Annotated in this window: 23 protein-coding genes; 1 reads left to right on the top strand and 22 read right to left on the bottom strand. The window is 56.3% G+C overall.

Annotation, left to right across the window (positions count from 1 at the left end; genetic code table 11):
- Nucleotides 1-317: 317 nt before the first annotated feature.
- The 8 genes from NI18_RS24640 to NI18_RS18005 form a co-directional block, all read right to left on the bottom strand.
- A complete protein-coding gene (locus NI18_RS24640; RefSeq protein WP_128082312.1) occupies nt 318-1,178 on the bottom strand; it encodes a hypothetical protein in 861 nt (286 codons plus the stop codon).
- Nucleotides 1,175-1,639, bottom strand: a complete 465-nt coding sequence (locus NI18_RS27345) for a hypothetical protein (RefSeq protein WP_306286501.1) — start codon at nt 1,637-1,639, stop codon at nt 1,175-1,177. Before NI18_RS27345 ends, NI18_RS24640 begins: the two co-directional genes overlap by 4 nt.
- A 488-nt stretch (nt 1,640-2,127) precedes the next feature.
- Complete coding sequence (locus tag NI18_RS18025; RefSeq protein ID WP_037531964.1) at nt 2,128-2,436, bottom strand: hypothetical protein; 309 nt, start codon at nt 2,434-2,436, stop codon at nt 2,128-2,130.
- Nucleotides 2,437-2,486: 50 nt separating this feature from the next.
- The gene (locus tag NI18_RS18020) at nt 2,487-2,783 is read right to left on the bottom strand and encodes a hypothetical protein (RefSeq protein ID WP_128082311.1); all 297 of its coding nucleotides are present in this window, start codon (nt 2,781-2,783) and stop codon (nt 2,487-2,489) included.
- A 47-nt stretch (nt 2,784-2,830) separates the two neighbouring features.
- Nucleotides 2,831-3,817 carry a DUF1983 domain-containing protein gene (locus NI18_RS23645; protein WP_084215276.1) on the bottom strand — a complete coding sequence of 329 codons (987 nt, stop codon included), beginning with the start codon at nt 3,815-3,817 and terminating at the stop codon, nt 2,831-2,833.
- A 13-nt stretch (nt 3,818-3,830) separates the two neighbouring features.
- Nucleotides 3,831-4,229: a hypothetical protein gene (locus NI18_RS24635; RefSeq protein WP_128082310.1), complete on the bottom strand. Its 399-nt coding sequence runs from the start codon at nt 4,227-4,229 to the stop codon at nt 3,831-3,833.
- 110 nt (nt 4,230-4,339) lie between these two features.
- Nucleotides 4,340-7,114, bottom strand: coding sequence for a hypothetical protein (locus NI18_RS24630; RefSeq protein WP_128082309.1), 2,775 nt, complete (start codon nt 7,112-7,114; stop codon nt 4,340-4,342).
- Nucleotides 7,033-9,027: a phage tail protein gene (locus tag NI18_RS18005; protein WP_084215275.1), complete on the bottom strand. Its 1,995-nt coding sequence runs from the start codon at nt 9,025-9,027 to the stop codon at nt 7,033-7,035. Before NI18_RS18005 ends, NI18_RS24630 begins: the two co-directional genes overlap by 82 nt.
- On the opposite strand from NI18_RS18005, the gene NI18_RS24625 reads away from it, so the two are divergent.
- A complete protein-coding gene (locus tag NI18_RS24625; protein WP_128082308.1) occupies nt 9,015-9,410 on the top strand; it encodes a hypothetical protein in 396 nt (131 codons plus the stop codon). The two genes, NI18_RS18005 and NI18_RS24625, sit on opposite strands and share 13 nt — an antisense overlap.
- 69 nt (nt 9,411-9,479) lie before the next feature.
- Here NI18_RS24625 and NI18_RS17995 read toward each other — a convergent pair whose 3' ends face one another.
- The 14 genes from NI18_RS17995 to NI18_RS17935 all read right to left on the bottom strand — a co-directional run.
- Entirely contained in the window at nt 9,480-10,124 is a 645-nt protein-coding gene (locus tag NI18_RS17995) for a hypothetical protein (RefSeq protein ID WP_052149322.1), read from the bottom strand.
- Complete coding sequence (locus tag NI18_RS17990) at nt 10,124-10,687, bottom strand: hypothetical protein (protein ID WP_128082307.1); 564 nt, start codon at nt 10,685-10,687, stop codon at nt 10,124-10,126. Before NI18_RS17990 ends, NI18_RS17995 begins: the two co-directional genes overlap by 1 nt.
- A gap of 12 nt (nt 10,688-10,699) precedes the next feature.
- The gene (locus NI18_RS17985; RefSeq protein ID WP_084215274.1) at nt 10,700-13,690 is read right to left on the bottom strand and encodes a tape measure protein; all 2,991 of its coding nucleotides are present in this window, start codon (nt 13,688-13,690) and stop codon (nt 10,700-10,702) included.
- A 31-nt stretch (nt 13,691-13,721) separates the two neighbouring features.
- Nucleotides 13,722-13,922, bottom strand: coding sequence for a hypothetical protein (locus NI18_RS24620; RefSeq protein WP_037531949.1), 201 nt, complete (start codon nt 13,920-13,922; stop codon nt 13,722-13,724).
- Nucleotides 13,919-14,293, bottom strand: a complete 375-nt coding sequence (locus NI18_RS17975; RefSeq protein ID WP_037531985.1) for a gene transfer agent family protein — start codon at nt 14,291-14,293, stop codon at nt 13,919-13,921. The genes NI18_RS24620 and NI18_RS17975 overlap by 4 nt, the downstream gene beginning before the upstream one ends.
- A 13-nt stretch (nt 14,294-14,306) precedes the next feature.
- Nucleotides 14,307-14,738, bottom strand: coding sequence for a phage tail tube protein (locus tag NI18_RS17970; protein WP_037531946.1), 432 nt, complete (start codon nt 14,736-14,738; stop codon nt 14,307-14,309).
- Nucleotides 14,739-14,788: 50 nt separating this feature from the next.
- Nucleotides 14,789-15,172 (bottom strand): DUF3168 domain-containing protein, encoded by a 384-nt coding sequence (locus NI18_RS17965; RefSeq protein WP_037531944.1) that lies wholly within the window; start codon nt 15,170-15,172, stop codon nt 14,789-14,791.
- On the bottom strand, nt 15,169-15,567 hold the full coding sequence (locus NI18_RS17960) for a hypothetical protein (protein ID WP_037531943.1): 399 nt from the start codon (nt 15,565-15,567) through the stop codon (nt 15,169-15,171). The genes NI18_RS17965 and NI18_RS17960 overlap by 4 nt, the downstream gene beginning before the upstream one ends.
- Nucleotides 15,564-15,923, bottom strand: a complete 360-nt coding sequence (locus tag NI18_RS17955; protein WP_128082306.1) for a head-tail adaptor protein — start codon at nt 15,921-15,923, stop codon at nt 15,564-15,566. Before NI18_RS17955 ends, NI18_RS17960 begins: the two co-directional genes overlap by 4 nt.
- Nucleotides 15,920-16,090, bottom strand: a complete 171-nt coding sequence (locus tag NI18_RS25240) for a hypothetical protein (RefSeq protein ID WP_157840573.1) — start codon at nt 16,088-16,090, stop codon at nt 15,920-15,922. Before NI18_RS25240 ends, NI18_RS17955 begins: the two co-directional genes overlap by 4 nt.
- A 13-nt stretch (nt 16,091-16,103) precedes the next feature.
- Nucleotides 16,104-16,649, bottom strand: coding sequence for a head-tail connector protein (locus NI18_RS17950; RefSeq protein WP_084215273.1), 546 nt, complete (start codon nt 16,647-16,649; stop codon nt 16,104-16,106).
- A gap of 213 nt (nt 16,650-16,862) precedes the next feature.
- Nucleotides 16,863-18,041: a phage major capsid protein gene (locus NI18_RS17945; protein WP_052149320.1), complete on the bottom strand. Its 1,179-nt coding sequence runs from the start codon at nt 18,039-18,041 to the stop codon at nt 16,863-16,865.
- Nucleotides 18,042-18,090: 49 nt separating this feature from the next.
- On the bottom strand, nt 18,091-18,738 hold the full coding sequence (locus NI18_RS17940; protein ID WP_052149319.1) for an HK97 family phage prohead protease: 648 nt from the start codon (nt 18,736-18,738) through the stop codon (nt 18,091-18,093).
- A 17-nt stretch (nt 18,739-18,755) separates the two neighbouring features.
- Nucleotides 18,756-19,293: transposase (locus NI18_RS17935; RefSeq protein WP_037531937.1), on the bottom strand; the 538-nt coding region annotated here is incomplete at its 5' end.

The following is a 19,293-nucleotide window of genomic DNA, read 5'->3' as shown; positions in this document are numbered from 1 at the left end:
CGGCAGCGAACCGTATTGCTGAACCGGCCTTCATCTCACTCATGGCAAACGCCGCGAGCTACCGATCACAAAGGAAGCGTAAGCTGCTCGCTATTGGCATCAGGTCGATACAGAGCCCCGTAGAGATGCTCTGCCACTTCGCGGCGCGCCTCATTCCTTAATCGCTCTTGAGGCACTGTGAGGGCCACCAGCGCCCATCCGGGGGCATCAGCGATGGCATCCGCGATAGCGCTTGGCGTGATCATCATTAGTCGTGTCTCCGTCCTGCCCAATCATTTAGAACAGAACGGGAACACGGATCAAGAGGCTATGGTTCCTCACAGCCAATAGGAATACGAATGGAAGCCAAGCTCGATTTCGTAAGTGAGCACGATAAGCCCTTGGGTCCCTTGCTGACGGCCAACCTCAAAGGCGCGACTACCGCCACCACCTGCGCCATACCCGCCACCATTGCCGCCAACGCCCGAACCGGACGATGAACCACCGCCACCGCCCGGACCTGCGGTCTCACCTGTTAAGGTCGAAATCCAGATGGTGTCTTGTGAGCCGTCTGCCCCTCGAAAGTAGACAGCGGACGCGGTTCCATTACCGCCACCGCCACCGCCCCCATCAACGCCAACACCAGCCGCCGATGTCGGGCTTACTGCTGCTGCACCGCCACCATATCCAAATCGGTTGTTGCCGCCCGTATAGCCCTGTGAGTCACCACCACCATTGGCACCACCGCCACCCCCGCCACCGACAAGGACATTACCACCCGGTCCATTAGGACCAGCCGCGCCACCGCCACCAAGGCGTCCCGCGACACTATAGCCGCCACCAAATCCGCCATCGCCCGCAAGATACGCGCCACCGGCATTCGTCCCGCCACCGTTGGTGTTGATGCCACTATAAGCCGCCACCAACTGCGCATTGCCAAAGTATGTTATGGTTCGAGCGGCATTGAATGCCACTACACCGGAAACATAATACTCAAGGACATCGCCGGGATTGACCGGGAACGATTGAAGATATGCAAAACCACCGCCCGATCCGCCTTTCGAGGTCGATGAGTTAGTTCCGTTATTACCGTTTGCGCCCGCCCCCAGAATATCAACACGAAGGTTCGTGACACCGGCTGGCACGATCCAATTCGATATTTGATTAGGCGTACTAAGAAATTCGACGACCTTGGTCACAGGCGGACCACCAACGAACCTTGAAGCCCGGTAAAGGTGTTGTCTGCCGCGCCCATGTAGAATGACAGACGGTCATTGATCGCAAGGCTTGCAGATGCGATCGAGAGCACGCCTGTCGTTGCACCCGCCGCAAACGAAACCGTTCCGGCATTCGCTCCATTACGCTTGATCGTGACAACCACGGAAGCTGTCGGAGCGGTGTCTACAATGAACGAACTTGCGCTGACATCGATCTGACCGGCTTGCGAAACTCTACCGCTACCGATCAACGCACTGGCTGGCGGCTTACCACTGACAACGATTTCGAGACTGCGGACATAACTATCTTTCGACAGCTTTGACGAAACATCCGACAGGGACGCTGCGTCGATATTTGAACGCGCTACTGTTCGTTCTGTTACCGTGAGAGCCTGCGCGGCATCCACCCGAACACGACGACCAAGCGCCGTGGTCATCGTCATCGCAAATTCTGGATCGTTGTTTAGAGCCGCTGCCACCTCGTTGAACGCGTTGAGCGCTTCGGGAGCAAGGCTTCGAATTTCGGTGACAGAGGCGGTAAGCGCGTCAACGCGCGTCCCGATCGAGTTGAGAACAGCCGGGTCACTATCGATACCGCGTTCACCCTGTGGTCCCGTAGGACCCTGTGCCCCCTGTGGTCCGGTAAGACCCTGAACACCCGGTGGTCCGGTATAACCCTGCTCGCCGGGTTCACCGCGCTCGCCCTGCGGTCCCGTAGCGCCTTGTGGCCCTGCAACGCCCTGCGAGCCTCGTGGACCAGCGACGCCCTGCGGCCCCGTAGCGCCCTGCGGTCCGCGCTCGCCCTGTGGACCAGCGATACCAGCCTCACCCTTCGCCCCCTGCGGACCAGACGCCCCCGGTGTGGAGAGGGGAACGCCGCTCACAACGAGAGTTGTAGCAATGGGCGTACTGACCAGAATGAGACCATCGTTCATGACGGTGCCCCCTTGTAACCGGTGCGCCGAATAGAACCTGCGCCAATAACGGACGGTAGATCGCCAGATTCATCTACGATCGCGTAGGCACTGGCGATTGTCGGGATGTTTTCGACTTCCTCCCGCGTGAGGATGAGACGCATCGACAGCAAGTCGACATTATCGCCCATCAAACGCTTGCGCAGCTTCGCTGCGGGAATCTCGAAGTAGATTACCCCATGGGAGATATCGAGTTGAGTGCCTTCAACGACGCGTTGAATAAGTGCGGTGTATCCACTGCGCCCGTGTATTTCGATAATATTCATATCGGTATTTATTCAGCTACATGAAACTGCTACCGAACATACCGATAGGCTTACTCCGTTGGACGCGCCAAAGACATGCCTGCGATATTCTTCAACCATGGCAAGGTCGCGGTCACAAGACCGGATACAGCCTGCGCAGGCCAATCATCCGCATTGTAGTGCTTCTTCATAGCGACAAGAGCCGCTTCAACTTCGATGAACGCATCAGAGTTGATAAGATCAACCAGCGGCTTCATATATTCGACACGCTGTGCGCGGTCCGCTTCCATTCGAGCAAGATCATCAGCGGCAACCATGCGGCGAGCTTCGGCAATTTCTTCCGGGGTAGGTGTGTTAGTGTTTTCCATGTGGATATTTATCTATCCACATTAATATGTGAGGTATCGGTCGAGCCTTATTGCTCGACCGATATGATGCCCAAACCCTGCGAAAGATTCGTTGCCATGATATTTCGCCCGACGACTTGAGCGAAGTATGAAGATGACGAACCACCTGTGTTGTCGGTGTAGGTAATCGAACCGCCGATGCCATCGTTCATATACCCCGGCTCATACTGCCCAGCGCCCGGACTACAACTATGCGAACCGTTGAAGGTCTGTTCCGACAGGAGCGTTCCCGATGCGTTAGTCCCTCGATACAGACGGACCGTGGCATAAGGCGTGTAATGCGTCGGGCACTGGTTGATAACTTGTGACGACGACGAAGCGGAATAACTCACAGTCACAACACGCGACTTACCGTTCGATCCGAAGTTGCCTGTGGTGACATTTGTATCAAGTGCCTGCGATGTAGTCTGAACAGCATTCTTCAGCACACCAGCCGACAGCGAGCCACCAAAGTATGCGCTACCGTTGGTTTTTAGATAATACTGCGCATTAGCTTCGGAACATGACGAAATCGCCATGTTAGGTCCAAACCATTCGATGAATTGGTTCGCAGTTCCGAACCCGGTTCCCTGAACCTTCATGTAAGCACCGTTAGTGCTGACAATCCGACCCGCGCCCATGTAAAGATCGCCAGCGATCGTGACATTGCCATTCTGCACCGACAAGGTTGGGGAAAGAACGCCACCAGCCGAATTGATCAAACGGATTTGCGAGGCGGCAAGATCGATGTTCGAGCTACCGGTCTGGCCATCAGCGCGAAGCGAGACAATGGCGCGACCGTCGCCAGCAATGGCTTCCGTTTGCATCCAAGCCGCATTCTTGCCGTTCAACACCGCGATGGCACCAGACTGCGTAGATACGCGTGCATTAATATCCGCAACCTTACCGGACTGCGTTTCAGCCTGTGTAGCTCGACGAACGCCGACCCTGTGCCAAGTGATACGCTTCTCGTTACGCGCGCCAAAACCTGCCCACTGCGTCATCAAATAGATCATGCATGAACTGGTATTAGGGGGGAAGCGTGAACATCTGCGTGAAACGGTAGCGTGATCCAACTACACCATTGCCAGTAGGAGCATCTGGCGAGACATCGGAACCAATAGCGGCAAAGCTGTTATAGCAATCGTTGGTGATTGAGCCGTAAGCATCAAAGCCACGGAACAAGACACCCGCGCCGGGGAACGATCCACCGTCGAGCGTGACTTCTGCATCGACGATATAAGTGCCAGACTTCAAGCTTGTGAAGCCATCGTCTGTGGCCAAGGTTGCCTGTAAGCCCGTCTCGGTGGCATTCGCGGCGGCATACTGTTGGAAGCCATAGCGCCCAACGATACCGGGTAATTTTGCGTTCGATGCATCACCCCAATTCGTCCAGTAGGACGGGATTGCCTGACCATCAGGCCACACCGAGAAAGTCGAACCCTTGTTAGCGAGACCCGACCCGACCGACGCGGATACCGTTGCGCTCGTTGTTGCAAGCGCTGCCTGCGTTGTCGCAACAGCCGCTTGCGAGCTTGCTACACCAGCCTGCGCAATTGCCGTGTCTCGTGCCGATTTCGATTCATCTCGATAGCCCGCCGATTGGTCGCGGTAGGTTGCCGAAAGATTAGCAGAATTCTGCGCGCTCGACGATTGAGCGGCAGCGGTTGCCGCCGATGCGTCGCGATCCCTGCCTGCGTCTCTGCCGCCTTCTCGCTCGTGACATCTTCAAGATACAGGTAGTTAATTTCCTGCGTCCCCGCCACCGGCTGCGGTGAAGGATAATTCAGATATGCGATTAGCTGAACATAGACGGTGCCAGTGACGAAGAAACCAGCATGACCGTAGACGGGTGCTGTTCCGGATTCGCCTGTAATATCATTCACAGCGGGTTGGACACTACCCGGCGGCATCGTTGGCCCTTGGGCACCCCAAGTGAATTGGGGCATGTAGATATTGCCAAGGAAGTTCATGTTATTGTCGAGACAAGTGATACCGACATACACCGTTGCCGGGTTTGGCCCATGGTTCACAAGCATACTTGATAGGCGATACTTGCGGGTGGTATCTACCCGGATAGGCTTCGCCGATGACATCGAGCCATAGCTGTTGACAGCTTGGAAGCCCGGACCACGATAGTAATTGGGTGCCCAGACCATGTTTGAGGTTGCCGACCAACCTTCCGGACCGGTCTCAAAGCTTCCATTTGGTGTTAGTCCACGAGTAGCGGAAAACGCAGCCGTGAGCTTCGAGGAAAGCGCCGCCGCCGATGCGTGGGCACCCGCTGTTGCCGCCGATCCAGATGCAGCGGAAGCCGATCCAGATGCAGCACCGTTTGCCGCCTGCGCATCGAGCTTGGATTGATTTGCCGCCGCCGCGCTCTGCCCCGCTGCATCCGCTTTTGTAGATGCTGTGGAAGCCGAAACTACCGAAGCTGCTGCGCTACCCGCCGATGCCACTTCACTTGTGATGTCGTCGAGGCTGAAGTCTGCAAGCTTGAACTGTTCCGTTCCAACAGCGCAAATGAAGCGCGCCAGACCACGCATCCGAACCGCACCTCTTTCGATAAGGTAGCTATCAGCAACTTCATAAGTGTGTGACTCGTAGCCGTTTTCTGCTCCCCATCCTTTTCCACCACTGACAAGCGACACCTGTTTGCCCGGTGTTTCGACAGGGACACCATCGGCTCTCATGCCAATGAAGTAAATGAAGCCCGTAACGGTGTAATTGCCCGCTGCGAAAAGAACCTGCCAACGCATCGTAAGACGCCGTGTGCGACCTTCAACCAAGGCGACTGAACCACGAGGTGCAATATCGAGTTGACCGGGCGAACCGGTGCCCGCCATTGTGACGGTCGACGCACCTTTATCGAAGGTGTAATTTGCGCCAAAGTATGACGGGCGCGTTTCAGCACCGCCGTAATCTACGGACCAAAAATCACCACCCTGCGTGAAGCTCGATGGAATCGTGCTTATCGCTGCCGACAGTGCCGCTGCGCTGCTCGTTGCAGACAATGTGGCGTTGCTTGATGCCGTGTTAGCCGACCCCTTCGCGTTGTTCTCGCTGGTCGCTGCATTGCTGGCGCTAACGGAAGCTTCACCAGCCTTCGTCAGAGCGTTAGCCGCACTCGTGTTCGCTGCCGACGCGCTCTGTCCTGCGCTATCGGACTTCGTTGCAGCGATCGAAGCCGATCCTGCTGCCGCTACCGCGCTATCGTTAGCCGCAAGCTTGCTGTCGACATCTTCAAGATAGACCGATGCGACTTCGGTAGGCGTTCCACTGGCGCGAAACATGGCCCGCATGAACGCGGTATTTGCGGGCCATTTGACCGATCCACCTCGACCATCGCTGCTGATTACCGCACTAATTTCTACCCAGCCTGCCGCTACCGTTGTAGATGCGAGTTGGTTCGCCAATAGCGTGTTGTCCGCCAAAAGCTGTCCTTCGGCGTTCCAGTAAGTGATATAAAGGCTGTGCCCGTTTGGCTGCGGGCCATCTAGGACAAGACGAAAACGCACGGACGCTCGATACCGCTTCGACGGTTCAATGCGCGTTGGCTCAACCGGGTGAACATGAATTCCCGAGTTAAGACGCAACACAGAATTGGTGTAGCTGAAATCACCAATTGAGGTCGCAGGTAGGCGCGTTGTCGGGTAGAAATTGTTGTAATCGTTGTATGACCAGAGCGATGGTGCCGCACCGGGCGAGCGGTTGGCGTTTGCAACATTGGCTGCACCATCGGCGGCTGCGCGAGAGCTTACACCAGCCTGCAAGGTAGCGGTCGATGCACTCTGCCCCGCGCTATTGCTGCTCGTTGCGGCATTGCTTGCGCTTACCGATGCTTCGCCAGCCTTGGTGGTGGCAATCTGCGCCTTGCCGTCAGCTATCGTGGCGCTCTGCCCCGATGCATCAGCTTTCTGTGTGGCGATCGTAGCCTGCCCACTCGCGGTGGTGGCAAAGCCGCCAGCATCAGTGGCCGATACAGCCGCCGCGATGGCTTTCGCTCGCGCATCGTCCTTTGCAAGGTTTGCAGCATCGCGTGCCGCCTGCGACTGGTCCTTGGCAATTTTGGCGTTGTCTTCGCTAATCTTCGCCGCATTCTGCGACGCCAATGCGGCATCGCGCGCGGCACTCGCACTAACGGTGTCGCCAAAGGTTTCTTGAAGATCGCTTATATCGACCAGAATGTCCTTCACCGGAATGATCTGGCCAGCGTTATTCTTCAGCGCGTCTACCGCTGTCTGTGCATTACCCTTCGCGTCGTCAATGTCCTCAAGGACATCAGGAACCGGCTTATCACCAACGTTGTCCACTCGGGTGCACCGACTGTCGCGCCGTCTTCCGGTTTACCCGGACCGTCTACGATCGTCTGCCAATCGACCTTCATGTCACCAGCCGTCGCGCCAAGAATTAGGCGTTCGCCAATGACATTGAGGTTCGTGCGATAGCTTACCGCAACTTCATACGCGGTTCCGGTGGTGACCGATGTTAGCTCGACACGGTTGGTGGTGCGCGGATACTCACCCCCGTTCAACCATTCCGACGATCCAAGTGGACGATACTCGAAGATGACCGTAGCCGCGTTGGGATCGTCCGCAGCGCCGGTAACGACGATCGCCGGGAGCGTGACCGTATCGTTCTTGATCGCCGTCGCAGTGATTGCCCAAGCGGTCGAGGCAGGCGCTTCGGGATTGGAGGGATCGTAACCGTCGAGCTTCGGTGACGGTGGCGCAACCTGTGTCTGACCAAGCGCATAGGCGTGCTTGGCGTCCGTCTCGCTCTTGAGCGTCAGGGTCACGGACAAGTCAGAAGGATTGAACTCGCGTCCCGCCACTGTGCACTTGGTCGAGCTTGCCGCGATTTGTGGCACATTGACCATGATCGCATCGCCAACGCGAGCCGCGATCAAACGCATCTTGGCGTTGACGGTGAATGTCAAAAACTCGCGCGAGTTAACAAGCTCATAGGCGGCAAGTTGATGCGCCTGCTTTGCCTGCTGAACCAACGGGAATTCGATTTCTACGGTCTTGGTTTCACCACCGTCTTCCGCAACATAGGTAGCGGCTGAAAGACGCTCGCCGGAAATAATTTCCCAATTCTGCGATTCTTCACGGTAACGCGGAATGATGGTGTTCTGTCGATCGCGCCACGATGTGGTAGAGCTAATCTCAACTTCGCCAATGATGTCTTCTTTGGTGAGCGTTAGGACCGCAGTCTTTGGGGCATTCACTGAACAGGCGATCTGCGCCCCGCGTGCGACCGGAACACCCGAGCCGCATGTGAGAAGCGATGCCAAAACAGAATACTTGTCATCACTGGTCGAGACGACACCGCCGACCTTCCAGCCGTTCGCATCAGCGACATTCGCGCCGTTGACGAAGGACGCTACATCAACTTCGCTCCAACGCGCACCAATGCCGTAGACACGCTTGCCATTCTCATAGCGGCCAAGCGTCCATTGCAGAGCCGCGAGGTAAGGGTTCTCATTGAAGGTCCAAGTTGCAGGCTGGTCCACGCGCTGCGCACCAGAGCCGCCCGGATAGGTCGAGTCTTTGCGGGGATCGTAGAGCTTGACGCCGTTAAGCGTCCAAAGGCTCGCAGGCAGACCTTGGGGGAATGCGTCTGTCTCATACTCAAAGCTCGTGATCGCATGGGCAAGGCCAGACATTGAACCAGCCGGGATCGGATACCCGGTAAGGCTCGCGGGCGTGGTATTCGCAGGGGCATTACCCGGCACCCAACGCTGGCGCAGTTTGCCCTTGTAGAGCTTCGATTTTCCCGAATAGCCACCGACATTGATACAGGTCGCAAGCATTGAGCTTGGACTGAAATTGAAGCCGATTGGATAATCACCGGCACGATAACTTTCGATGCCCTGAATAGGACCGCCAGCCGACAAGACGGTAACGATGCCGTAGAAGGCGTTCTTTTTGCCCCAAGTGCCACGCCATGTGATGTAACCACCCGATGCGGTGCGACCGAAAGCAATCGGTACGGGCGCTTGTGGATCAAGTTTTTGCTGTAGCTGTTGCCCCGCACTTTCGGGCTTTGGCGTCTTTCTCGCGAGATAGGCGACCGCCATCAAAGCGACGCCCGTAATCGTTAGGACCGCCGTCCAAGTGATCGCCAGACCAGCAACGACAAAGGCGGTGCCAAGGCCAACGGCTGTAGCAACGGAACCGGCTGCGAGGAACGCACCAGCGATGAGAGGGAGTGCCGCAGGCATTAGCCAACCCTCCAAGCGACAGTGCAAACCGAAACGGGACCAGCGCGCACAATCGCGGCTTCGTCACCAGCGGCGGCAAAGCCTACAATCTTGTCGGTGCCAACATGAACGCCAAGCGCAGTCCACTCTTTGCCTTCGCTTCCGCCGGGAAAGCCGACGACATCGCCAGTGAGCGCACTCGCTGGTGCGATGCGTTCGAACCCGAGCTTATCGAGAAAGTCTTCCATCGAAGACGCGCCAAGCTTCCGCATGACACGCTTCGCGCCAAGTTCGGTTGTGTAGTTACCGGCATCGCCAAGAGGAGTTTTGAAGCCAAGCGCTTCAAGATGGGAACCGACCATCTGACCGCAGTCAGAAGCCCCCCATACAAATACTGCATCTAGCCAATGATCGATAGTTTTCTGTGTGGCGTCCACCCGAGCGATAAGGTCCATGCCATATTTAGCAAACCCTTATCGATATTGGTTCATAGCCCCGCCCGATTGCACGCTTGCGTAACTAACTGCCGCCTTCGCAGGTGCCTCCATCCCCCAATAGACATCGGTAGTTGCATCGTAGGTGTAATCTAATCCGGTCTCGTTTGGCCAAATCGAACGATGCCACTCGCCATTAAGCCGCTGCCCTTCTTCGGCAGTGAACAATCTGTCGAATGCGCTGGTGGTGTCGATTTCAGCCGTCATCGCATTAGCCGAGATGCTTACCTTCACGGTGTCGAGCTTGCCGTTCCAGAGAAGTTCGGGAACGCCAATCACGGTCCCGGTATCGTCATTGTAGAGCCCCCACCACGCGTAGACCTTCGATCCCTGCTGTAGGGGGTCATTAAGCGTGCCCAGAGCCTGTTCGCTTGGCGGCATAAGCGTGCACGAGAAACGCGGCGCTTCATCTGCTACGCGCTCTGCCACGGAGTTAGCGGCACCCAAGGAACCGAATGTGTTGTCATAGCCGGTGAAGGTTACAGACGATCCATTGACCGGGAAGGTGACGACACCGCTACCGTCGATAAGATTGATTATGGGACCGCTCAATAGCTCGATACGGACCGCGACAAAGGCGCGAAGATGCGGAGCCGTCGAGGCGGATAGAAGAACGCTATCCATTATTGGCTCTCATTCACTTTGAATGACAGGCCAAGGTTTTCCGCAAGGCCCACGGTGAAGCTCTGCTCGCTTCCTTCAAGGAAGCCTTCGATCATCGGTGCGGCAAACTCCAAAACTTCGCCGCCCTTCAACGCAACTTTAAGCGATGGCTGAAAGCTTATGGTGTTGCCGCTTATCGTGGTGATCTGGTGGAGGTATCGAACGCCATTCGACACCAGACTGAAAAACTGCCCCTCGACCTTGCCCGTAGGCGAACCGGTAAAGGTGAGCGTCTTGCCCGCGCCGGAAGTTACCGCGACATCGGTCTGTCCGCGAAGATCGATGCCCGATAAGATGATTGGAACAAGCACCTTCGCGGATAGACCTTGCAGCAAGCGCGCGATTAATGGTCGCGCCTGCGATGACCTCATTGGGCGCATATCGACGCTATAAGACCATTTGTCGCCAAGTCTGGCCACGCGTTGGGTAGGACCGCCCAAATATGGGTTTTGATCGATCGCAGACGATTTGAGCGAAATGGTAGTAGACGAGCCTACCGGAAATGTTGGGATAGCGATTGCCATCCCATATTTAGCTCATCGCCTCATAAGCGTGTTATTGTTGCGTTTCGATATGTTTTGCTGCGTGATCTTATTGGATGCGGTGACCGCCCCAACATTGGCTTCCTGAATCCAACCCTTTACCGTGCTGGTGAGAACTGCATCATTAGCGTGAACATTGGTGGTGATGTTCGTCACAGAGTTAGACGGACCGCCATTCGACGGCGCGGTAAACGCATTCCGTAGAAGATTGTTTGGCACCACCTGTGCGCCACGCGGCATGCCCACCAGTTCTGGTCCGTTCTCACCAACCAGCGACAAGCCCCCGCCGAAGAAGTCCGTCCCCTTCGCGTTTCGAGCGATACCAAGGCTTGCCTTGCCCAAGCCCTTCATACCAAACGCCGCACCGATCGCCTCGAAGATCGCAAAGCGAACAGCCATCTGAATAAGCTGCGCGATTACCGCCTTGGCCATCTCACCAAAGGCTTCTTCGAACGACTTAGCGCCCATGATCGCATCGGTTAGACCGTTGGTGAGCGTGTCGATTCCGTTCTTGGCGATATTGCCAAGCTGTTCATTCATCGATCCGAACGACTGCGCATAATCGTCAAGCTGGCCTTTGACCGTGTTTGGCGTATCGTTCTTCTGATCGCGCTCCAAATCGCCCTTCTCATTGCGCTTGACGGTATCACGATTCTTCTGTGCAGCGAGGCGAAGGCGGTCGACTTCCTCGCGCGTATAGCCTTCACGCAGACGATCCAGCGCAAGAATGTCCTGTGCAACCTTAAAGGCTTCGTCTTCTGCCTGCTGTCGCTTCTCCAAGGCTTGGCGCTGATACATCGCGCGCTTGCGAAGGTCTTTGGTTTCATCCGCCAGACCGTTGAGGTGGTCGGCTTCCAATCGCAGTTCTTCGGCGCGCAAATCGGTGACTTGCTGCGTAATGCGGTTCTGCTGGTCTGCGATATTGTTACCGTGCTCCAACATCGCGTTGGTGATGTTCTGCTGGTATGTCGTTTCAACGATAGCCGCCGCGCTGTCCGCTGCCGCCTTCGTGATCTCGCCTTTTGCCGCACGGCGATTGAGGTCTTCAACTTGATCGTCGCGTTCCGCTTTCAAGTTTTCCAAAGCGAACTTATGGCGCTCATCAAAAGTCTGCGCGCTTGCAGTCAGTGCAGCACGATAAGCCTTTTCAGCCTGCTCGATTGCCTGATTAGATGCGTCGGTATTGTCGGAAGGTTTGCTACTGCCGCCACCTCCCTTACCGCCCCCTGTCTTCGTTTCGGGAGCGCTTGCCGGTGCTGCGCCGTATTCTTCGAGCTTCAAACCACGGATGCGACCGACATTCTTTGCGCCTTCATAGGCGACACGGACGCCACGCGCCCAAGTCTGCCCCTCTTCGGATCGAAACGCACGCTCCCTCGCCGCCTGTCGCTGTTGCGCTGTCAGGGGCGTTGTTATCGCGGGAAGGCCCGGACCACTAAAGCTGGTGTTGCGGCGAAGCTCGCGCCCCTCTTCACGCGATACACGCTCGTCAAAGCGGAGGCGTGCCTTATCGCGGAGCTTCAGCCCTTCGGCTGCGTCCAAGCGCGCTTGCTGTAGCGCGAGCGCTTTGGCGGCTGCTGCCGCGAGGTAATATGCGTCCTTTAGCTTGTGCGCTTCGCCAGTCATGTTGGCGGTAGCGATTGCGGCTTGGTGTTCTGCCGTTGTCAGGTTGCCGGTTTCGACCCGCTTCTTCGACGCAGCCTTCTCCGCTTCCTGAAACGCGTTGTATTGCGCATCGATCTTCGAGGTTAGCGCGGATGTTTCGAGCCCAGCCTTCGCGCTGGTGACGCCGAGGTAGGCGATACTGGCGGCAATCGCCATGACGGCAATTCCGATAGGACCGCCAAAGAAAGCCAAGGCGGCACCAAGACCGCGCGCGGCTACCGTTGCCGTCGCACTGGCCGTGGAAACGCCGTAGATGGCGCTGGTGCGGGTGATCAACGCCACTGTATCCGCAATGCTCGCGGCGGTCGATCGGGCGGTAGCGACGGTGCCCAGAGCCAAGCCCGCTGCTGCGCGACCAAGCGCCGGGACAAAGGTTGCCGCGTAAATGCCGCCCAAGACGGCTACCGACTCTACCAGAATATCGAAGTTGTCCGCCATCGAAGCGAGCGCGGCTGTTAGCTTCTCGCTAATTGCCCATGCTTCGTTCGTTTCGCCGATATACCGAGTGAACGCCGTTTGGAGGTTTTGGAACGATGCGGCGACCGTCAGAGGGGCTTTAGCCGCCTGCGATTCCAGAGACGCAGAACCTGCGAGGAAGTCATTGAAAAATTCGCGCGATGTGACCTTCTGCTTCAACACTTCTGCGCGAAGTTTGGCGACGCTGCCGCCATATTTCTCGTTACCGCGAGCAACGGCTTCGAGGATCGGACGCGCGCCTTCGTTGACCGAGTTAAACTCTTCTGCGTGGACAACCGCCCCGCCCAAAAGCTGCGATAGCTGTAGTAGCGCGCCGCTTGCTTCTTCGGTCGAGGTTCCAGCTACACGCAATGCCGAGCTAACGCCGTTCGTGAACTGCAATAAGTCTTTCTGTGATGCGCCAAGCTCCTTTGCAGAAGCCTGTGCGCGACCATACAGCTTACCAAGCGGTTCGAGCGCTACGCCATTCTTAACCGCGCTTGCGTAAAGCTGGTCCTGAACCTGATTAAGTGCAGCGCCTTCAAGCCCAGCAACTTTTAGAGAGTTAGTAAAGCGGGTGTAGGAATCTACCGCTTGTAGGGCTTCGTGTCCCGCAAACATGCTGGCGAACAGCGCGCCATATTGCTTAAGCATCGGACCGATGCCGCGAAGCTGGCTTTCGAGCGCCTTACCGATGTTGGAATTTGCCCACGCATTGTTCGACGCCTTCGCGGCTCGTGCGTGTGCGGCTGCTGCGTTAGAAGCGGCTTGATTGTTAAGACGCGTAAGCCGTTTAAGTTCGGCTTCCATTTGCGTGATGTTTGCAGTGAAGCGTGTTTCGAGAGTTGCAGAAGGACCGGCCATCCCATATTTAGCAGAATGGCCGGTTCGCTTGTTAGTCGAGCATCGTAGCTAACGCGTGTTCGAATTCTTCTTCGGTAGGCGGTTTGGCACTGCCGTCCGCATCTCCACCAACATTGTTGGCCTTTTTCCAACCTTCGATCGTCATAAGGAATTCCCAAAGAGACATTTCGCGTATCTCTTTGGGCGTATAGCCTGCTGCCCCGCCAGCTTTGAAAAACTCACCCCACTTCAATCTTCCGAAGGGGTCTGGTTCTCCATCGTCGGGGCGTCCGCTTCCCCCGGTAGTGGTTCATCCTCAATACCGGTAAGAGCCGCGTAAAGCGTGTTCGCCGCGACGGACATGTAATCCATCAGGTAACCCTCTTTGACGCATCGATTTACAAGATCGAAGGCATCCTTTTGGGACATGCCACCACCAATAAGACCAAGACGGATCGTTTCGCGAATATCGTCTACCAGCCATTCGCCTTGCAAAAGGCGAGTAGCGACAACATTCGGACCTGCACCGAGTTTTTCTTGAAGCTGGATAAGTTCGTCAATTCCGAGACGAAGGCTGTGATAGCCCTCGCCTACGAATTGGTTTGTGAGCGTTGCCGAGCGCATGGAACCACTCATATTAGGCGGTCGGCGTAATGGTTACAGCACCAGCCTGCTCAAGCGTGATCGAGCATTCCGAAGACTTAACGCGGTCGCCAGTGATATTGAACGAAGTAAGGACATAAGGCCCGGTAACAGTCCAAGTGCCGTCCGTGATTTTCACATTCTTAACGGTGCCCTTCGCGGCCCACTGAAGCCATGTGATCGCATCCGGCTTATGCAGCATGCCTGCGCCATCGATCTTCGTATCTACCGACTTCACGCGACGGATCATCTGTGCGGGTGCAAGCTGGTCGGCAAGGTCGATAAGTTCATCGGATTCGGTGGCGGTCGTGAAGCTGATGCCACGCGATGTATTGATAAGAGTCGATGCAGCAAAGACTTCAGGGGTAGCGCCGTTGCCGACCTGAATCATAAGCTGTGCGCCGAGAACGGGCTGAATGTATGCCATATTTAATAATCTCCAGAGAAAGGGTCCTGAAGATTATTTATCCCAACGACTTAATTGGCTGGTTGGATCAGATAGTCGAATTCCAATGATGCCTGTTGGGTCATTCCATCCTGCATAACGCGGAAGGAACTTGGTCCAACAAACCATTCTATGACTACAAATCCTTCTAGTTCGAGAGCTTTGTTCAACGCCTCACTTACAAGCGCGGCAAGCTCCTTCACTTCCGCCTTATCAGCGGCAAAGACATCGATATTGGCGGTCGCGTCTGTGAAGTCTCCGCCATCATAAGACGGTGAAAGATCGTCATCACCGAAATAGATATACGGTAACGATTGCTTCTCTGGGACATCGTAGAACACACTACCCCCAGCAAGGCCCTTTAGAGCCTCGTAGACGGCGTTCTGCAATGCAAGGGATGGATCGCGGTAGCTCATGGGTAAACCGCCTTGAGCGCCTTGCGGATGGCTGTGCGCATACGGTTGCGGTGCTTCTTTCGCATGATGGTTCGAACGGATCGAAAGAACCGTGCGCCGGGGACGAATTTCGAACCGAGCTTGTGACCAAATTCCAACGGAATGATGTAGTGCAGCGCTGCCGAGCCGATGCTTACCACCTTCTCCAACTTGCTCGCGTCACCATCGCTTTTCTTGATCGTGCTACGGATGTGATCTTGATCGTCGCCAAGCGGCGTGGCGCGGTTAAGGCGTTTCGCAAACTCATCCTGTGATTTTGTGTTCGCGTCCTTCGCCGCATCACGAACCTTATGGGGAAGGTTGGCAATCTGACTGTTCCACTTGGCGATCTCGCTGTTCGCGCTCCATAGGGTCATCGGTTGGCCACCGTTCCGACCTTCGCTTCAATCAAGAGCCAACGCTTGCGGCCCTCATCGAGCGAGCCAACCCAGTCGATCGAGTAAACGACGCCGTTACCGTCCGTGATCGTGTCCCGGCTGGTGATGCTGGCGGTGATCTCATCGTATCGAACGACGATCTCGTAGGGCGTCTGCGCACCAAGGCGCTGCGCCTGCACCACCTCACCACCGCGCTTGACGGCGATCGAGGCAGGCAGACTATCAGCGATGGTTTCGATTACCTTCTTTTTGCCGCCCTTGCCGTTCGGTGCCTCACTGGCACGCGTGACGGTGATACGGTCGCGCAACATTCCCGCGCCTACCGTCTTGATCACTCTTCGTCCGAAGGCTCTTCGTCTTCAGCCAAGGTAGCGGCACCCGCATCAATTGCCTGCGTAGCGCATTCATCGTCTACAAGGCATTCCATGCCAGCGGTGTAGGCGATCGTCAGATATTCATCCTGCCGATAATCGAAGTCTTTAGTGAAGATAACTTTGGTCATACCATTATTTAGTTCAGCTAACACGGTAGCGAGCCAAGATCGTATCTACCGCCATCGGCACCGTTTCGAGCTTTACCGCACTGGTGGCTTCTCGGTTTTCATAAAGATGGCCGACCAGCATAACGATAGCCTGCCGTAGATCGGCTGGAACCGTTGTGAAGCCTGCCGTGAATGTCAGCACTGCGCTTCCTTCGCGCGGTGTGGCGCGGATATCGTGGTAGACCTGACAAGGATTGGTGTTTCGGTCGAAGCGAAGCGCGGTGGAAGAATAATTGACACCGTCGTGCTCCGTCCATTCGATCTTGTCGACACTGCGAACCGGATAGATGGGGATCGTGAAGTTTGCCGAAAGGCCATTCAAAGAGAACTCGTAAGTCTGCGGACAAAGCGCAATACCGATGCCATGCGGACCATCGATCATCGCAGTTGCCACTTCTATCAGGTTGACGAGAAACGCATCCTCGTTTGGATTGCTGATATTCAATTGAAGCTTTACATCTTCAACCGAAACGGGAAGCTGTGTCGGCTCGACAGTGCGGGATATTCGATTGAAGTTCATGCCGATATTTAGCAAAAAGGGGAGAGCTTGACGCTCTCCCCGATTGTTAGCGAACTTCCTTCGCTGTAGTTTTGGTCACTGCCTTTTCTCGTTTCTCCACGATGGGAGTAGCGAAACCGGCTGCGCAAAGGCGGACTGCCTCATTGCCTTCGACGGTCTCACCGGGAGAGCGATTAGGCTCCCCGATAAGATTCGCGGTTACGGTCGCCCTCATTAGGCGAGCTTCAGCGCCTTGATAGCGCCGTTGTCCAAAAGCTTGCCGTCGAAGCGAGCGAGCGCGACGAAACCAACCTGATCGTAGTCGGCGTAACGCTCTTCGAGGCGGCGGACATAGATGTCGCGAACCTGACGAACGGTGTATGCCTTGAGGTCACCAAACAGAGCTACCGTCTTACCGGTCGAGAATGCCGAATCCATGTAAGGATTGATGACAAACGGACGGCCAAGGATCGTCTGCGGAGCGTCGACCGACATACCCGGCTGCCAGATGAAGGCACCCGTGGTGTCCTTCATGGTGCGAGCCTTCAGCAAAACGGCATCGTTGAACATCCAAGTTCCGGTGCGACGGTAAGCGGGGTCAATCGCGTGCTGAAGTGCGAAAAGCTCCTCAACCGAGAATGCCGTCGCCAGTGCAGCGGTCATCGACGATGCGGCGGTAACGATACCCTCTGGCATGTTGACGCCGGTGCCGGTGGTGAGGTCTTCGTTCAGACCGCGACCGATACGGCGAGCGAGAGCACCACTGATCGTGTCGTCAACCGGAATAGCTGCGTCCTGAAGAAGCTCGTTCGAAACACGGACCAACTTCGAGGTATACTTATATGCGCCCAGCATCTTCGAGTTGAAGGCCAGATCGTCTTCCGGAATGATAGTGTTCTCACCAATGATGACGGCGCGCTTGTCGTCGTCAAAAGTCGGCATTTCGATCGGATTGCCGCTTGCGGTCGAGAGGTAGGTAACCAGCGAGGGGTCAAGCATCGGACCTTCGGTGCGAAGGCGCGTAATCAGCTTGTTGATAAAGCCGGTCGGAACCAGTGCCCCACCCTTTGGATCGGTGGCAACGCCCATGGCGCGGATTTCCGAGAGGGACTTCTCGCCGCGAATGTAGGAATTGAAAGCGGCTTCACGCTTCTCATCGGTGTCGTTGGCGTGACGGACGGTCGTGCCGGTCTCGGGGATGTCCGTGACGATCTCACCGAACGAACGATTGCGAGCCTCGACAGCGTCCAAGCGTGCAGCCCGCTCTGCGAGGCCATCGCTTTCCTTCATCATATTATCGAACTGCGCAGTCACTTCCGCTTCGTTCGAGCCGTCGTCCTTGATAGTCTTGAGTAGGTCAGCGCCATCATGCGCAAGCTTCAGTGACTTCGTGCGAAGTTCAGTAATATTCATTGAAAGTAATCTCCAGAAAGGGTCCTGAAGATTATTTATCTTTAGAGTGTCACAGCCTGCCGCGCGCCTTCAAAGAGGCGGCACGGGCGCGATTACGAAGGTCGAGAAGCACTTTATCGGATGCCTTATGCCCCTCGAAGGCTTCTGCGATTTCTTCCGCGATGGTAGATGGGGTAACGCGCCCTTCCTGCCACTTATCGAGACTACGCTTTGCAGCGCTGGTGTCGGGATATGCTGGATTGATCACGAAAGAGACCTCGACAAGATCGACATCTTTTAGCGTCCGAAGAATCGAGCCATCGGCCAATTCCTTCCATTCCTGTTCGCGGACGGTGAAGCCAAAGCTCATTCGAAGCTCGCCATCGGCAAGGCTATCAAGCTGCGCGGGCGTGAAGCGTTTTGTATCAAGCTCGAAGGCCAAGCCGCGCTCATCTTCTGACAAGGTAAGCTTACCCGAACCGGTAGAGCCGAGCGGCAACGCGTCGCTGTGGGACCATAGCGCGAAGATATTCAGAGCGCCCGTCTGTGCCTGCGATAGGGAACGCTTGAACGCGCCGGGTTCGATCACCTCGACAAACCCGCCCAGATCGTGGCTGTCGCTGTTGAAGACCGCAGCATAGCCGCCCGCCTTGCCTGTGCCATCGTCGGACGGTGCGCGGACTTCGAGACCGCTCAAATCATAGTTACGCTTCTCCATTGGTATCTGCTCACCCCCTATGCGGCGAGGGTCGGCGCACGACGCTGTGAGATGACGTCTACGATCGCTTGGAGGGCGGTCTTGCCGTGTAGCTTTGCTGTGGCGATCACGGAGACTGTGGCAGCGTAGAACTGCGAGCCCCAGGTCGAGCGGAAGCAACCGGTTACCTTGCGGAAGATCACCGACATGCGCAGCGCGCGTTCCGAGCCGTTGTTGGTGTAGGGCACGTCGCGCCGGGTCATGAACACGAACAGGTCGGTGCGGCACCTCTTGATCGCGCGCATGAGCTTTTGCCCCTGCTTGTGCGGTACTGCGAGCTTCATCAGGCCGGTCAGTTGTCGCTCCAGCCGGGCGAGATACTGGGCAAGCGTTGTATTCTTGAGCCGGTCTCGTCGTTTGCCGATGTTGCAGGCCCGCTTGAGCAAAGCCTTGAAGCCCGGTGCGAACATCATGTCGCCGCTGTCGATGGCATATTGTGCGTCGCGTAGCAGGTGCGCCAGGCAGACCTGGCGCTGCTCGCCATGGCCGTTCTGCGCACCGTAGCGGTCCGCTACC

The sequence above is a fragment of the Sphingomonas sp. Ant20 genome (genome assembly GCF_000783375.1).
In the GTDB taxonomy this organism is placed as follows: Bacteria; Pseudomonadota; Alphaproteobacteria; order Sphingomonadales; family Sphingomonadaceae; genus Sphingomonas; species Sphingomonas aerolata.
This window is presented reverse-complemented; position numbering and strand designations above follow the sequence as displayed.

Excerpts from the sequence above, each read along its gene's own strand:
- NI18_RS17990 (WP_128082307.1), bottom strand. The coding sequence starts at position 10,687 with ATGGCAATCGCTATCCCAACATTTCCGGTAGGCTCGTCTACTACCATT.
- NI18_RS18020 (WP_128082311.1), bottom strand. The coding sequence starts at position 2,783 with ATGGAAAACACTAACACACCTACCCCGGAAGAAATTGCCGAAGCTCGC.
- NI18_RS18025 (WP_037531964.1), bottom strand. The coding sequence starts at position 2,436 with ATGAATATTATCGAAATACACGGGCGCAGTGGATACACCGCACTTATT.
- NI18_RS27345 (WP_306286501.1), bottom strand. The coding sequence starts at position 1,639 with ATGACGATGACCACGGCGCTTGGTCGTCGTGTTCGGGTGGATGCCGCG.
- NI18_RS17970 (WP_037531946.1), bottom strand. The coding sequence starts at position 14,738 with ATGGCATACATTCAGCCCGTTCTCGGCGCACAGCTTATGATTCAGGTC.
- NI18_RS18005 (WP_084215275.1), bottom strand. The coding sequence starts at position 9,027 with ATGCCTGCGGCACTCCCTCTCATCGCTGGTGCGTTCCTCGCAGCCGGT.
- NI18_RS25240 (WP_157840573.1), bottom strand. The coding sequence starts at position 16,090 with ATGACCAAAGTTATCTTCACTAAAGACTTCGATTATCGGCAGGATGAA.
- NI18_RS17950 (WP_084215273.1), bottom strand. The coding sequence starts at position 16,649 with ATGAACTTCAATCGAATATCCCGCACTGTCGAGCCGACACAGCTTCCC.
- NI18_RS17965 (WP_037531944.1), bottom strand. The coding sequence starts at position 15,172 with ATGAGCTACCGCGATCCATCCCTTGCATTGCAGAACGCCGTCTACGAG.
- NI18_RS17995 (WP_052149322.1), bottom strand. The coding sequence starts at position 10,124 with ATGGATAGCGTTCTTCTATCCGCCTCGACGGCTCCGCATCTTCGCGCC.
- NI18_RS17985 (WP_084215274.1), bottom strand. The coding sequence starts at position 13,690 with ATGGCCGGTCCTTCTGCAACTCTCGAAACACGCTTCACTGCAAACATC.
- NI18_RS17940 (WP_052149319.1), bottom strand. The coding sequence starts at position 18,738 with ATGGAGAAGCGTAACTATGATTTGAGCGGTCTCGAAGTCCGCGCACCG.
- NI18_RS17945 (WP_052149320.1), bottom strand. The coding sequence starts at position 18,041 with ATGAATATTACTGAACTTCGCACGAAGTCACTGAAGCTTGCGCATGAT.
- NI18_RS17975 (WP_037531985.1), bottom strand. The coding sequence starts at position 14,293 with ATGCGCTCGGCAACGCTCACAAACCAATTCGTAGGCGAGGGCTATCAC.
- NI18_RS17960 (WP_037531943.1), bottom strand. The coding sequence starts at position 15,567 with ATGACCCTATGGAGCGCGAACAGCGAGATCGCCAAGTGGAACAGTCAG.
- NI18_RS23645 (WP_084215276.1), bottom strand. The coding sequence starts at position 3,817 with ATGATCTATTTGATGACGCAGTGGGCAGGTTTTGGCGCGCGTAACGAG.